Below are 13,476 nucleotides of genomic sequence, written 5' to 3' on the forward strand. Positions count from 1 at the left end.
CACATTCTGTGACGGCGAACGCCTCAGTACGGTAGTCACCAACGCCAGAGCGCTGTGCCAGGGCTGAACCGAAGAGGAGTACCCCCGTGGCGGACACGAAGCTGACGCAGGCACGGTGGACGCATGTCGCGCTGCCGTCCGGCGACCTCGACAAGTCCATCGAGTTCTACACCTCGCTGACGCCCCTGGTCGTGCTGGAGCGCTTCTCCGACGACGCGGGTCAGAGCGCCTGGCTGTCCAACGACAAGCAGGTCGACAGCCCGTTCGTCCTGGTCCTGGTCGACTTCAACAAGGACCACGGCGGTCAGCACGGGCAGCTCACGCCGTTCGCGCACATCGGCATCGAGGTGCCCAACCGCGAGGACGTCGACGCGATCGCCGACAAGGCCCGCGAGATGGGCAACCTGCACTGGGAGCCCGCGGACATCGGCGGCGTCGTCGGCTACGTCTGCGCGTTGAAGGACCCGGACGGCAACGTCATCGAGATCTCGCACAACCAGCGGGTCTTCTCGACGATCCGGGAGAAGTGGGGCAACTGAGCCAGACCCGGGCGGTCGTCGAGCGGTACCTGGCCGCGCTCAACGCCGGCGACGCCGACGAGGTCGCGGCGTGTGTGACCGAGGACTTCCACAACGAGCACACGTCCGCGACCGCCCGTAGCCTGACCGGCCGCACCGCCTACCGGGAGCGCCTCGGCGGCTTCCTGGCCGAGTTCGAGAACCTGCACTACGACGTCGAAGAACTTCTCGTCGACGACGACCGCGCCGCGGTCGGGTACGTGATGACGTTCCGCATCGGCGGCAAACCGGTGCGAGTTCGCGGAATGTTCTGGTTCCGCGTCGAAGAGGGCTTGATCGCGCATCGGCGCGACTACTGGGACGGCACCACCGTCAAGCAGCAGCTAGAGCAGTGACGCCCGAGTCGCCGGCGACGTCCGGCTGGGCCGCAGTTCCATTCCTTAGGGAGACACCACGATGACCGTCACCACGGACCTGTCCCCGGTCACCGGACCGGCGGCCTGGCGGGGCGACCAGCTCCAGGACAACAAGACCTGGATCTACCACCTGAGCGACGCCGAGATCGCCGAGCTCGAGGCCGTCGGCCGCAAGTTCGTCGAGGACGACCCGGACCTGCGCGTCGTCACCAAGGCGGACTACCCGCTTCCGGTCTGCGAAGAAGCCATCAAGACCTGGGCCAGCGACATGGACCGCGGCCGCGGCTTCGTGCTCATCCGCGGGCTGAAGACCGAGCTCTACTCCGACGCGCTGTCCGGCGCGATCTTCTACCTCACCGGCCTGCACCTCGGCGTGCCGATGAAGCAGAACGAGATGGCCGACCTGATCGACCACGTCATCGCGACCTCGACGAAGACGATGGACGACCCGTCCGCGCTGTCCTCGCGGGTCGCCGACAAGCTCGTGTTCCACTCCGACAGCTCGGACGCGGTGGCGCTGTTCTGCCTGCGCCCGGCCAAGGAGGGTGGCGCGTCCAGCCTGGTCTCCGGCGCGCAGATCTACAACGAGATCCTGTCCCGGCGCCCCGACCTGGCCCCGCTGCTGCACGAGCCGTTCTACTTCGACTGGTACAAGCAGGACCACGACGCGCCGGAGAAGACGTACACGTCGCCGATCGTCAGCATCAAGGACGGCGTGTTCAGCATGTACGCCGGCTCGACGTACATCTTCACCGCGCAGGACTACCCCGAGGTGCCGCGCCTGACCGAGCAGCAGATCGAGGTCATCCGGCTGTTCGACGAGATCACCTACGAGCCGGGCATGGCGCTGGACATGGACTTCCAGCCCGGCGACATCCAGTGGGTCTCGAACTACGCCGCGCTGCACTCGCGGACCGCGTTCACCGACTGGCCGCAGTACGGCCGCAAGCGTCACCTGCTGCGCCTGTGGCTCAAGCGCGACAGCGACCGGCCGCTCGTCGACAAGTTCGGCAAGCACGTCGTGAAGGCGCGCGAGGAGGACCGCGAGGACACCTCCGGCGTCGAGGACGTCGGCCAGTTCTCGGTCAAGACCGCTGTCGTTCCCCGCATGGACTGGGGTCTCTGACCCCTCCGATTCACCCCCCGACCAGGTACACCCCCTGGTCGGGGGTGTTTGTTTTCAGGCCGGGTACGCGGTGATCGACGACGCCTTGGCGGTGAGCCAGACGGTGTGACCGGCGGCGAGGTCGAGGTCGGCCACCGCGTCCGGGGTCAGGTCGACGAGCGTCGGCGGTTCGCCGTCGACCGCCACCCGCACCCGGTCACCCCACGCCTCGACGCCGACGATCCGGCCGCGCCAGGTGTTCCTCGGGCTACCGGCGGTGGGCTCCGAGCGGTACAGCGCGATCTCCGAGGGGCGCACGGCCACGTGCACGGGCCCGGTCAGGGTGCGGTCGGCGATCGTGAACGCCCCACCGGCGTCGAGCGTCGCGTGTCCGTCCGCGGCGGTCCCGCGGTACAGGTTGAGCCCGACGAGACGCGCGACGTAGTCGGTGGCCGGCCGCCTGGTCACCTCGGTGGCCGAGCCCTCCTGCACGATCCGGCCGCCTTCGAGCACGACGAGCCGGTCGGCCAGGATCATCGCCTCGATCGGGTCGTGGGTGATCACCAGCGAGGGCCCGCGGTAGGACGTCAGGTGGGTGCGCAGGTCGGTGCGCAGCCGCAGCCGGGTGCCCGCGTCGAGCGCGGAGAGCGGCTCGTCGAGCAGCAGCAGGTCCGGATCGACGGCGAGGGCGCGGGCCAGCGCCACCCGCTGGGCCTGCCCGCCGGAGAGCCCGCCCGGACGCTTCCCCGCGTGCCCGGCCAGGCCGAACCGGTCGAGCCACTCGTGCGCGGCCGCCCGGGCCTCCGCTTTCCGCACGCCGCGCACCCGCAGCCCGTAGGCGACGTTCTCCAGCGCGGACAGGTGCGGGAACAACAGGTAGTCCTGGAAGACGACACCGACCTTGCGGTCCTCGACCGGCACGTCGTCCAGCCGCCGCCCGGCGAGCTCGATCCGCCCGCCGGTCAGCGGCGTCAGCCCGGCGAGCGCGCGGAGCAGCGTCGTCTTCCCGGCGCCGTTGGGGCCGATCACGCCGAGGACCTGTCCCGGCTCGGCGGTGAACGCCACGTCGAGCGCGAACGTGCCGCGGTCGACCAGGAGGTGCGCGTCGAGGCTCATGCCGAGCGCACCACCCGGTCGCGCAGGGCCACCAGGATCAGGATCGAGACGACGAGCAGCACGAGCGAGAGCGCGATCGCCGCGTCCGGGTCGCTCTCCAGCGCCAGGTAGACCGCGAGCGGCATCGTCTGGGTGGTGCCCGGGTAGTTGCCGGCGAAGGTGATCGTCGCGCCGAACTCGCCCAGCGCGCGGGCCCAGCAGAGCACCGCGCCGGCCAGCACCGACGGCGCGACGAGCGGCAGCGTGATGCGGCGGAACGTGGTCAGGCGGCCGGCGCCGAGGCTCGCGCTGGCCTCCTCGAAGCGGCGGTCGGCGGCCCGCAGCGCGCCTTCGACGGTGAGGATCAGGAACGGCATCGCGACGAACGTCTCGGCGAGCACCACGGCCGTCGTGGTGAACGGGATCGTGTAGTCGAACCACTGGTCGAGGTAGCGCCCGACGATCCCGCGTCGGCCGAACGCGAGCAGCAACGCCACGCCCCCGACGACCGGCGGCAGCACCAGCGGCACGGTCACGAGCGCACGCAGCAGCGCCTTGCCGGGGAACTCGGCGCGGGCGAGCACCCAGGCCAGCGGCACGCCGAACACCAGCGAGAGCGCGGTGGCGAGCAGCGCGCTGATCACCGAGAGCCTGAGCGCCTCGGCCACCAGAGGATCGCTCAGGAGGTGCGGCAGCGTCGCCCACGGCGCCCGCACCAGCAGCCCGAGCAGCGGCAGCGCCAGGAACACCACCGCGATCAGCGCCGGTACCGCGAGCGGCGCCGGCGCTCCCGTGCGTCGACTCACGGAGCGGTGAAGCCCGCCGCCTCGAGGACCTTCGTCCCGTCGGCGGACAGGACGTAGTCGACGAACGCCTTCGCGCCGTCGGCGTTCGGGGCGTCCTTCAGCGTCGCGATCGGGTACGCGGTGGAGGCGTTCTGGTCGGCCGGGATCTCGATGCCCTTGACCTTGTCACCGGCGGCCCGGACGTCGGTCTTGTAGACGATGCCGGCGTCGACCTCGCCGAGCGACACGGTGGTCAGCACCGACTTCACGTCGGCGCCGAGCGTCTTCGGCGTGACCGTGACCTCGGCCTGGTCGAGGACCTTCTTGGCGGTGGCGCCGCAGGGCACCTGCTCCTGGCAGAGCGCGACCTTCAGACCGGGCTTGGCCAGGTCGGCCAGCGCGGTGACCTCACCGGGGTTGTCCGGCGGCACCGCGATCTCCATCGTGTTCCGCGCGAAATCCTTCGGGTCGACCGCGTCGCCGTCCTTGCTCACGCCGTCCATGGTCTTCGTGCTCGCGGACGCGAACACGTCGGCGGGCGCGCCCTGGCCGATGCTCTCGGCCAGCGCCGAGCTCGCCCCGAAGTTGAACTTCACGGTGACGCTCGGGTTGGCCTGTTCGAACTGCTTGCCGAGCGTCGTGAACGACTCGGTCAGCGAGGCGGCCGCGAACACCGTCACGGTGCCTTTCAGCCCGTCGGCGCTGGCCGACGCCGAGCTCGAGCTGCCTGCGGTGTCGCTGCTGCTGTCGCCGCAGCCGGCGAGCAACAGCGACGCGGCCGCAGCCGCGACCGCGACGAGGAGGGCAGGACGACGCACGGTGGCCTCCGGGGAAGGTGTCACCGGCTCCGCCGGCGAAATGGGCGGTCAGTCGGGGTGGCGGGGGACTTCGACGACGACGTTCGTGGACTTGACCGCGGCCACCGCGAGGACGCCGGGCTCGAGACCGAGCTCGTCGGCGGACTCGCGGCTCATCAGGGAGACCACCCGGTGCGGGCCGGCCTGGATCTCGACCTGGGCCATCACGCCGTCCCGGACCACCCGGGTGACGATTCCGGCGAAGCGGTTGCGCGCCGACTCGGCGACGATGGGGGAGTCGAACCCGGCGGGACGGTCGGCCGCGATGTCGGCCGCGAACGCGGCGAGCTCGCGCCCGTCGATCGCGATCCGCGAGCCGGGCTCGCGCACGGTGGGCAGCTTCCCGGCCTCGGCCCACCGGCGCACGGTGTCGTCGCTCACGCCGAGGAGCGCGGCGGCTTCACTGATCCGGAAAGTGGGCACCGCGTCACGCTAGCACCGCATCTGCGGATCAGACAGCGGAGAACAGCCGCATCTACTTGCCCGCGCGGAGCGGAGCGCCGACCCGGTGCATGTGGCGCAGTGCCTGTGCGTACGAGTCGATCAGCCCGGTCTCGCCGTACGGCACCCCGATCTCGGCGCAGTAGGCCCGGACGATCGGCTGGGCCTTGGGCAGGTTCGCGGTGGGCATGCTCGGGAAGAGGTGGTGCTCGATCTGGTAGTTGAGGCCGCCCAGCGCGACGTCGAGGATCGGCCCGCCGCGGACGTTGCGTGAGGTGAGGACCTGCCGGCGCAGGAAGTCGCGCCGGTGCTCCTCGGCGGGTTCCGGCATCCCCTTGTGGTTCGGAGCGAACGTGCAGCCGAGGTAGACGCCGAGCACGGCGTGGTGCACCGCGGCGAAGGCCAGCGCACGGCCGGGGGAGAGCACGAGCAGCAGCGCGGCGACGTAGCCGACGAAGTGCGCCAGGAGCAGCGCGGCCTCCAGCACCCGGTGGCGCATCGTCGGCCTCCGCAGCGCGAGGATGCTCGCCACGTGCAGGTTGACGCCTTCGAACGTCAGCAGCGGGAAGAACAGGAACGCCTGCCACCGGCCCACCACCCGGGCCGCGCCGCGGGCGTCACGGGCCTGCTCCTCCGACCACACGAGCAGGTCGGGGGCGACGTCCGGGTCGAGTTCGGAGTGGTTGGGGTTCGCGTGGTGGCGGGTGTGCTTCTCGCTCCACCAGCCGTAGCCCATGCCGATTCCCAGGTTGCCGACGATCCGGCCGGCGATGCCGCTGGCCCGCGCGGTGCGGAACACCTGTCGGTGGGCGATGTCGTGCGCGAGCAGACCCAGTTGGGCGGAGAGGACCGCGACCCCCGCGGCCACCCACAGCTGCGCCCAGGAGTCGCCGAGCGAGAGGTAGGCCGCCGCGGCGGCCAGCCCCAGTGCGAGGAGCAGGCCGGTCCGCACCGCGTAGTACCCGGGACGTCGGTCGAGGAGTCCGGCTGCGGTGATCCGCCGGGCCAGCAGTCCGTAGTCGGTCCCGGTGGATGGCACGTCCGTCGTGGTCATGGTTCGATCCTCGAACCCGCTCCCCGGCGTGACACTGGTTCCAGCACCCCACGGGGGGTAGGCCTAACCCCATGGGCGCAGCGGCCGGAGTGGACCACAATCGAGGCTCCACGACCGTCGGAGGCACCGTGAGCGAACTCAGCAACGACCTCCGCTCCGGCGTCCGGCGTGGCGGTGTCGCGGTGGTCCAGGGACTGACGTTCCCGGTGCTGGGGTTGGGACTCGGGTTACCGCTGTTCGTCCTCTTCGTGCTGTCGTCCGCGTTCCTCGTGCTGGGGATCGGGTTCGTCCTCCTGCCGCTGGTGGTCGTCGCGATCAGGAACCTGGCCACGCTGCACCGGCGGTTCGCGGCGGAGTGGGCCGGTCTCCCGATCGCGTCGCCGTACCGGCCGGCGCCGGCCTACTCCGGGTTCGCTCCCCGTCGGGCCGGCCAGCGGGTCCGGTGGATGCTGCGTGACCCGGCCACCTGGCGTGATCTGCTCTGGCTGCTCGGCGAGGTTCCGGTCGGCCTGTTGCTGGGGTTGCTGCCCGCCGTCGCCGTCGTCAGCGGGGTCGAGGGCATCGTGGTTCCCCAGGTGCTCTGGATGCTGGACGTGCTGCCGAACGGGTACGGCTTCGGCACGGTGTGGCCGATCGAGACGGCCCGGGACGTCGGCCTGGCCGTGAGCCAGGGCGTCCTGCTCGTGTTGATCGGGCTGTTGATCGCTCCGTGGGCGCTGTGGGCGCACTCGATGTACGGCCGGTTGCTGCTGGCCCCCACCCGCAAGAGCCAACTCGCGCTCCGGGTCACCCAGCTGACCCGGACGCGGACCGAGACCGTCGACGCCCAAGCGGCCGAGCTGCGCCGGATCGAGCGTGACCTGCACGACGGCGCGCAGGCGCGGCTGGTGTCCCTGGCCATGAGCATCGGGATGGCCGAGGACCTGATCGGCCGGGATCCGGACGGTGCCAAGGCGCTGCTGGTCGAGGCCCGGGAGTCCAGCGTGCTGGCGCTCTCCGAGTTACGCGATCTCGTCGCCGGAATCCATCCGCCGATCCTCGCCGAGCGCGGGCTGGACGGAGCGATCCGTGCGTTGGCCATGGCCTTGCCGATCGCGGTGGAGTGCACCGTGCTGCTGCCCGGCCGGCCCCCGGCGCCGGTGGAGTCGGCGCTCTACTTCGCGGCGTCGGAGGCGCTGACGAACGTGGCGAGGCACAGCGGAGCGGCGAGTGCCTGGATCGAGCTGGAGAGCACCGGCACGCACCTGCGTCTGACCGTGGGCGACCGTGGTCGCGGCGGCGCGTCGATCGAGGCGGGAACCGGGCTCCGCGGTGTCGAGCGCCGGTTGTCGGCGTTGGACGGCACGCTAGCGTTGAGTAGCCCATCGGGTGGACCGACCGTCGTGCTGCTGGAGATACCGTGCGTGTTGTCCTCGCCGAAGACCTCGCGCTCCTTCGGGACGGCCTGATCCGGCTGCTCACCGCGTACGACTTCGACGTCGTGGAGGCGGTCGACAACGCGCCGTCGCTGCTGCGGGCGCTGATCACGCATCGGCCGGACGTCGCGGTGATCGACGTCCGCTTACCGCCCACGTTCACCGACGAGGGCTTACGGGCCGCGATCCAGGCCCGGACGGAGATCCCGGGGCTGCCGGTGCTGGTGCTCTCCCAGCACGTCGAGCAGCTGTACGCGCGGGAGCTGCTCTCCGACCGCGCCGGTGGCGTCGGCTATCTGCTCAAGGACCGGGTCTCGCACGTGGGTCAGTTCGTCGACTCGGTGCGCCGGGTCGCAGCCGGTGGCACCGCGATGGACCCGGAGGTGGTGTCACGCCTGCTGGCCCGGCACAGTGCCGACGAGCCGCTGGGCCGGCTCACCCCGCGTGAGCGTGAGGTGCTGAGCTTGATGGCCGAGGGGCGTTCCAACGCGGCGATCGCCAGCCGGTTGTTCGTCACCGAGAAAGCCGTCGGGAAACACATCAACAGCATCTTCGGCAAGCTCGACCTGCCGCCCTCCGAGGACGACAACCGGCGCGTCCTCGCCGCCCTGGCCTACCTCAACGGCTGAGCGCCCCGGGACCGGGAACGGGAACGGCGCCGGGTCGCAGCGTTGCGACCCGGCGCCCAGGCCGGTGTCAAGGTCCGGCCGTCGAAGGCGTCCGGCTCAGTCGAGCGGACGCATCTTGATGGTCACGCCCTTCTCGGACGTGTACTCCTTCATGGCCTCGTATCCGCCGCCCTGGCTGAACCCGCTCTCCTTGGCCAGGTTGAACGGGAAGCCGATGATCGCGGAGTTGGCGAACTCGTTCACCGACACCTGGCCCGAGCGCACCTCCTGGGTGACCCGCAGCGCCCGGGACAGGTCGTTGGTCCAGACGCTGACCAGCAGCCCGTACGGGGTGGCGTTGACGCGGTCGATCGCGTCCCGCGCGCCGCGGAACGACTCTGCCGCGAGCACCGGGCCGAAGATCTCCTCGCGGACGATCGGCATGTCCGGCGTGACCTTGTCGAACAGCGTCGGCTTGACGTACCAGCCGTCGGCGCCGCCGGGCCCACCGGTGACGACCCGGGCCCCGTCGGCGACCCCGCCGCTCAGGAAGCCCGACACGCGCTCGTGCTGGATGCCGTTGACGAGCGGCCCCATGTCGAGGTCCTCGTGCCACGGGCCGGCCTTCACGGCCTCCATCGCGGCCGCGAGGCGGGCGACCACCTCGTCGTAGATCGGCTCCTCGATCAGCAGGCGCGAGCCCGCATAGCAGTTCTGCCCCGAGTTCTCGACTATCGACTCGAGGATCGCCGGCACCGCGGCGTCCAGGTCGGCGTCGGCGAAGACTACGTTCGGTGACTTACCGCCGAGCTCGAGCTTCACCGGAACGAGGTTCTCGGCGGCCGATCGCATGATGGCCCGGCCGGTGGCGGAGCTTCCGACGAAGCTGATGTGGTTGATGCCCCGGTGCGAGGTCAGCGGCTGGCCCGCCTCCGGGCCCAGGCCGGTGACGACGTTCAGAACGCCAGGCGGGAGGCCTGCTTCCTCGGCCAGCGCGGCGATCGCGAGCGGGCTCATCGGCGCGTACTCCGACGGCTTGAGCACGATCGTGTTGCCGGCGGCGAGCGCGGGAGCGGCGTCGGCCATGAAGAGGATCGCCGGGACGTTCCACGCGATCACCATCGCGCAGACGCCGAGGGGCTCACGCAGGGTGAAGCCGGCGTTGTCGGCCGAGCGGGACGGTAGTGTCGCACCGTGCAGCTTGTCGGCCGCACCGGCGAAGTAGCCGAGGATGCTGCCGGCGATGAAGATGTTCGTGCGTGCGTCGGACAGCGGCTTGCCGACGTCCTGCGCCTCGTACCGCGCGAGTTCCTCGACGTGCTGGAAGATGAGCTGCGACCAGCGGGCGAGAATGGCACCACGGTCGGACGGGTTCATCCGGGACCAGCCGGAGTAGGCGGCACGGGCCGCGGCGACGGCGGCGTCCACGTCGGGGGCGGTCGCTCGGCCCGCCTGGTGGAACGCTTGCTGGGTGGCCGGGTCGAGCACCGGCAGGGCCTCTCCGGAGGCGGGAGACTGCCAGCTCCCGGCGATCAGGAGGCGGTTCTCTGGGACGGCGAGCTCGCTCATACCGGAAGTCTTGACGGCTACCATCTCAGAAGTCAAGATGCCGTCTCGCCATAGTGAGATAACGGAGAGTTCTCGTGGACATTACCGTCGCCGCCGTCACCGCGGAAAAGACGTTCGAACTTCGTCCGGCCCAGCTCGAGGAGCCCCGCGCCGACGAGGTGCTGGTGCGCCTGAGCGCGGTCGGCATCTGCGCCACCGACCTGCACTTCGCTACGTTCCTACCCACCAACGCCGTGCTCGGACACGAGGGCGCCGGTGTGGTCGAGGCCGTCGGTGCCGGGGTCAGCGGCGTCGAGGTCGGCGACCAGGTGGCGTTGGCGTTCACGTCCTGCGGCGTCTGCAAGCAGTGTCGCACCGCGTCCCCGTCGTACTGCGCGCAGTTCGACGCGCTGAACTTCGCGGGGGCCCGGTCGGACGGGAGCTCGGCGCTGAGCATCGACGGCCAGCCGGTCTACGGCCACTTCCTCGGCCAGTCGGCGTTCGCCACCCACGCGGTCGTCAGCGCCCGCAGCGTCGTCACGCTGCCCGACACCGCCGACCTGCGTACCGCCGCTCCGTTCGGCTGCGGGTTCATGACCGGCGCCGGGGCGATCCTGCACACGGTCAAGCCGGGGCCGGAGAGCGCGGTGGCCGTCTTCGGCGCCGGCGCGGTCGGCCTCGCGTCGGTGATGACCGCGGCCGCCGCCGGCGCGCAGACGATCATCGCGGTCGACGTGAGCCCGAGCCGCCTGCAGACCGCGCAGGAGGTCGGCGCCACGCACGTGCTCGACTCGCGCGAGGGTGACGTCGTCGAGCGGATCCGGGCGATCGTGCCGGACGGCCTCGACGGCTCGGTCGACACCACCGGGCGCGCCGACGTCGTGAAGTCCGCCGTGACCGCGCTGCACACCCGGGGTACCTGCGCCGTCGTCGGTGTCGGTCCGAGCGAGAACGTCGAGGTCGAGTGGCGGACGCTGCTCAACGGCCGCACGGTCACCGGCGTGATCTCCGGCAGTGCGGTGCCGCAGGTGCTGGTGCCGCAGCTGCTCGAGTGGCAGCGGGCCGGTCGCTTCCCGGTCGAGAAGCTGATGGCCCACTACGCGTTCGCCGACATCAACGAGGCCGCCGCGGCCACCAAGCGCGGCGACGTCGTCAAGGCCGTCCTGACTTTCTAGTAAGCGGCTCGCCGGAACAAAACAAACGCTTCACGTTTGTGCTCGTGCGTGAAGGTTTTATTTCGCGCACCCCTTGCAAGCGAGTGTCAAAACTCCGATTCGGGTCCTCTGAGCTGCACGGATGCAAATTGGAGTCCTTTTCGGACCGAATTTCCGGCTGATTGACGCCTTTCTGGGCGCCGTTTACGGTTGGGAGAACTCCGGTGGCGCGGCCGGGGCAAACACCGCGCAAGTTAGCTTCGGATGCCGTGGAGATGGCAGTGGAAGCAGCACGACCGACGGTCGAATTCGACCATCACGCCCCGGAGTTGATCGACGATCCGGTGCGTCCCTACGCCGAGGTCCGGGGTAAATGCCCGGTCGCTTGGACCGAGTCCCACGGTGGTCACTGGGTGACCACCCGCTACGAGGACATCGCCAGAATCGCCCGTGACGACGCGACGTTCTCGTCGGCTCGCCGCAGCGAGGACAGCGGGCTCGGGTTCGTGATCCCGGAAGGCAAAGCGAGCCCGCAGTACCCGATCGAGCTCGACCCACCCGAGTCGACGATCTACCGGGACCTGATCAACCCGCTCCTGAGCCGCTCGGCGATCGAGAAGCTCGTCCCGATGATCGCGCAGCACGTCACCGACGTGGTCGACGCGTTCGTCGAGGACGGCCACGCCGACCTGGTGCAGCAGCTCACGAACCCGGTGCCCACCGCGGTGACGCTCGACTGGCTCGGCTTCCCCCGCGAGGACTGGAAGCGGCTGGCCGGGCCGATCCACGACCTGTTCGCCGCCCAACCGGGCAGCGAGCGGGAGATGCGCGGCGGCATGGGCCTAGCGTTCATGGGTGACCGGATCGTCGAGATCATGGACGAGCGGCGCGCCGAGCCGGAGAACGACGCGGTGTCCTGGCTGGTGCAGCAGGTCAAGCCGACCGGTGAGCCGTTCAGCAACGACGAGATGACCTCGGTGATCTTCCTGCTGATCGCCGGCGGGGTGGACACCACGACGGCGCTCACCAGTTCGACGCTCGTGCACCTGAGCCGGCACCCCGAGGACCGGAAGCGGCTGATCGAGGACCCCGCGTTGCTCGACGTCGCCACCGAGGAGTTCCTGCGGGCCTACCCGCCGGCCCAGGCGATGGCCCGGACGGTCATGCGCGACACCGAGATCGGCGGCTGTCCGGTGATGAAGGGCGACCGGGTCCTGATTCCCTGGGTCGCGGCGAACTACGACCCGGAGGCGTTCCCGGAGCCGGAGAAGTTCGTCCTCGACCGCGACCCGCGCGGTCACCTGACCTTCGGCATCGGCAGTCACCGCTGCCCGGGCGCCCACCTGGCCCGGGCCATGTACCGCGAGATGATCACCCAGGTCCTGGAGCGGCTGCCCGACTACCGGATCGACCCGGTCGGGCCGACGCCCACCGAGTCGTGGGGTAGCCAGTCGGGCTGGGACCACATCCCGGTGACGTTCACGCCGGGCCCGAAGCGCGAGACGGCCACGACCAAGAGCGCCACCGGCCTCGACGTCCAGCTGCTCTCGCTGGCCGCGGTGGAGCCGATCGCCGACGGCGTGGTGTCGCTGCGCCTGACCGGCGACGGCGAGCTCCCGAGCTGGGAGCCCGGCGCCCACCTCGACCTGATCCTCCCCTCGGGGAAGGTCCGTCAGTACTCCCTCTGCGGCGACCCCGCGGACACCACGTCCTACACGGTCGCGGTCCTGCGTGAGCAGGACGGACGCGGCGGTTCGGTCGAGGTGCACGACGTGCTGGCGGTCGGGTCGCCGATCCGGGTGCGCGGCCCGAAGAACCACTTCCGGATGGTCGACGCCGAGCGCTTCCTGTTCGTCGCCGGCGGCATCGGCATCACGCCGATCAGCGCGATGGTGCGTGAGGCCGAGACCCGCGGCGCCGACTGGACGCTGCTCTACGGCGGCCGCACCAGGGCGTCGATGGCGTTCGCGACGAAGCTCCAGGAGCAGTACGGAGACCGCGTCCAGCTCGTTCCCCAGGACGAGCTCGGGCACCCCGACCTGATGGCCGCGTTCGCGGCGGCCAAGCCGGGTACCCAGGTCTACTGCTGCGGCCCGGAGGGGCTGCTCAAGGCCGTCGAGAACACCGTCGGCGACCTCGACCTGCACGTGGAGCGGTTCACCAGCAGCGGCACGGACCGGGTGGCCCCCATCCCGGCGGACTCGAGCGAGTTCATCGTGAAGCTGGCCCGGGCGGGCCACGAGTTCCGGGTGCCGGCCGATCGCACGCTGCTCGAAGCGGTGCGTGACGTCGTCCCCGGCGTGCCGTACGACTGCGAAGAGGGCTTCTGCGGTTCGTGCGAGACCCGGGTGCTAGCCGGCCGGGCCCTGCACCGGGACACGATCCTGACCGAGGCCGAACGGGCCGAGAGCAGCTCGATGATGATCTGCGTCAGCCGGTGCGCATCCGACCGGCTGACGCTGGATCTGTGAGTGCCGGCG

The 13,476-nt window shown here is 70.6% G+C and carries 13 protein-coding genes; 7 read left to right on the plus strand and 6 right to left on the minus strand.

Annotated elements, in window-relative coordinates; translation table 11 throughout:
* The first annotated feature begins 86 nt into the window (after positions 1–86).
* The 3 genes from CRYAR_RS03630 to CRYAR_RS03640 all read left to right on the plus strand — a co-directional run bounded on the left by CRYAR_RS03630 (position 87) and on the right by CRYAR_RS03640 (position 2,060).
* The gene (locus CRYAR_RS03630) at positions 87–539 is read left to right on the plus strand and encodes a VOC family protein (RefSeq protein WP_035848465.1); all 453 of its coding nucleotides are present in this window, start codon (positions 87–89) and stop codon (positions 537–539) included.
* Positions 527–913 carry a nuclear transport factor 2 family protein gene (locus tag CRYAR_RS03635; protein ID WP_035848466.1) on the plus strand — a complete coding sequence of 129 codons (387 nt, stop codon included), beginning with the start codon at positions 527–529 and terminating at the stop codon, positions 911–913. Before CRYAR_RS03630 ends, CRYAR_RS03635 begins: the two co-directional genes overlap by 13 nt.
* 61 nt (positions 914–974) lie before the next feature.
* Positions 975–2,060 carry a TauD/TfdA family dioxygenase gene (locus CRYAR_RS03640; RefSeq protein WP_035848468.1) on the plus strand — a complete coding sequence of 362 codons (1,086 nt, stop codon included), beginning with the start codon at positions 975–977 and terminating at the stop codon, positions 2,058–2,060.
* Positions 2,061–2,114: 54 nt separating this feature from the next.
* On the opposite strand, the gene CRYAR_RS03645 is transcribed toward CRYAR_RS03640, so the two are convergent.
* From CRYAR_RS03645 to CRYAR_RS03665, 5 genes are read right to left on the minus strand one after another with little or no spacing between them, the layout of a single operon-like run.
* Entirely contained in the window at positions 2,115–3,155 is a 1,041-nt protein-coding gene (locus CRYAR_RS03645) for an ABC transporter ATP-binding protein (RefSeq protein WP_051569702.1), read from the minus strand.
* Positions 3,152–3,940, minus strand: coding sequence for an ABC transporter permease (locus CRYAR_RS03650; RefSeq protein WP_035848470.1), 789 nt, complete (start codon positions 3,938–3,940; stop codon positions 3,152–3,154). Before CRYAR_RS03650 ends, CRYAR_RS03645 begins: the two co-directional genes overlap by 4 nt.
* Positions 3,937–4,737, minus strand: coding sequence for a molybdate ABC transporter substrate-binding protein (gene modA / locus CRYAR_RS03655; protein ID WP_035848473.1), 801 nt, complete (start codon positions 4,735–4,737; stop codon positions 3,937–3,939). The genes CRYAR_RS03650 and modA overlap by 4 nt, the downstream gene beginning before the upstream one ends.
* 48 nt (positions 4,738–4,785) lie before the next feature.
* Positions 4,786–5,199, minus strand: a complete 414-nt coding sequence (locus tag CRYAR_RS03660) for a TOBE domain-containing protein (protein ID WP_035848475.1) — start codon at positions 5,197–5,199, stop codon at positions 4,786–4,788.
* A gap of 52 nt (positions 5,200–5,251) precedes the next feature.
* Positions 5,252–6,271 carry a fatty acid desaturase family protein gene (locus tag CRYAR_RS03665; RefSeq protein ID WP_035848476.1) on the minus strand — a complete coding sequence of 340 codons (1,020 nt, stop codon included), beginning with the start codon at positions 6,269–6,271 and terminating at the stop codon, positions 5,252–5,254.
* 128 nt (positions 6,272–6,399) lie between these two features.
* On the opposite strand from CRYAR_RS03665, the gene CRYAR_RS03670 reads away from it, so the two are divergent.
* On the plus strand, positions 6,400–7,719 hold the full coding sequence (locus CRYAR_RS03670) for a sensor histidine kinase (protein WP_035848477.1): 1,320 nt from the start codon (positions 6,400–6,402) through the stop codon (positions 7,717–7,719).
* Positions 7,671–8,315: a LuxR C-terminal-related transcriptional regulator gene (locus CRYAR_RS03675; protein ID WP_035848479.1), complete on the plus strand. Its 645-nt coding sequence runs from the start codon at positions 7,671–7,673 to the stop codon at positions 8,313–8,315. Before CRYAR_RS03670 ends, CRYAR_RS03675 begins: the two co-directional genes overlap by 49 nt.
* Before the next feature lie 96 nt (positions 8,316–8,411).
* Here CRYAR_RS03675 and CRYAR_RS03680 read toward each other — a convergent pair whose 3' ends face one another.
* A complete protein-coding gene (locus CRYAR_RS03680) occupies positions 8,412–9,863 on the minus strand; it encodes an aldehyde dehydrogenase family protein (protein WP_035848480.1) in 1,452 nt (483 codons plus the stop codon).
* 74 nt (positions 9,864–9,937) lie between these two features.
* Between CRYAR_RS03680 and CRYAR_RS03685 the strand changes: the two genes are divergently transcribed.
* Positions 9,938–11,017, plus strand: a complete 1,080-nt coding sequence (locus CRYAR_RS03685) for an NAD(P)-dependent alcohol dehydrogenase (protein ID WP_035848481.1) — start codon at positions 9,938–9,940, stop codon at positions 11,015–11,017.
* A gap of 260 nt (positions 11,018–11,277) precedes the next feature.
* A complete protein-coding gene (locus tag CRYAR_RS42635; protein WP_051569703.1) occupies positions 11,278–13,467 on the plus strand; it encodes a cytochrome P450/oxidoreductase in 2,190 nt (729 codons plus the stop codon).
* The last annotated feature ends 9 nt before the right edge of the window (positions 13,468–13,476 follow it).

It is taken from the genome of Cryptosporangium arvum DSM 44712 (assembly GCF_000585375.1).
Classification (GTDB): Bacteria; Actinomycetota; Actinomycetes; order Mycobacteriales; family Cryptosporangiaceae; genus Cryptosporangium; species Cryptosporangium arvum.